Raw genomic sequence first — 319 nt, 5'->3', positions numbered from 1 at the left:
CCCCCCCCCCCCCCCCCCCCCCCCCCCCCCCCCCCCCCCCCCCCCCCCCCCCCCCCCCCCCCCCCCCCCCCCCCCCCCCCCCCCCCCCCCCCCCCCCCCCCCCCCCCCCCCCCCCCCCCCCTTTCAAGCAGAAGACGGCATACGCGATGATACCTCCTGTCTCGTGGGCTCGGAGATGTGTATAAGAGACAGCCTGAACGGTATGCTGTTTGAAACCGAAGGGGAAGAGCTGCGCACCGTGGCTACCGACGGCCACCGCCTGGCGGTGTGTTCGATGCCGATTGGCCAGCAGTTGCCTACTCATTCGGTGATCGTGCCG

General features: G+C 73.7%; 1 pseudogene. It reads left to right on the top strand.

Annotated elements, in window-relative coordinates:
• A pseudogene (locus tag JHD74_RS26830) lies at window positions 1-319 on the top strand (hypothetical protein); the annotation flags it as partial.

The sequence above is a fragment of the Serratia sp. ASV30 genome (genome assembly GCF_016428815.1).
In the GTDB taxonomy this organism is placed as follows: domain Bacteria; phylum Pseudomonadota; class Gammaproteobacteria; order Enterobacterales; family Enterobacteriaceae; genus Chania; species Chania fonticola_C.
The sequence above is the reverse complement of the archived record's forward strand: the minus strand, read 5'-3'. Positions and strand labels throughout refer to the sequence as shown.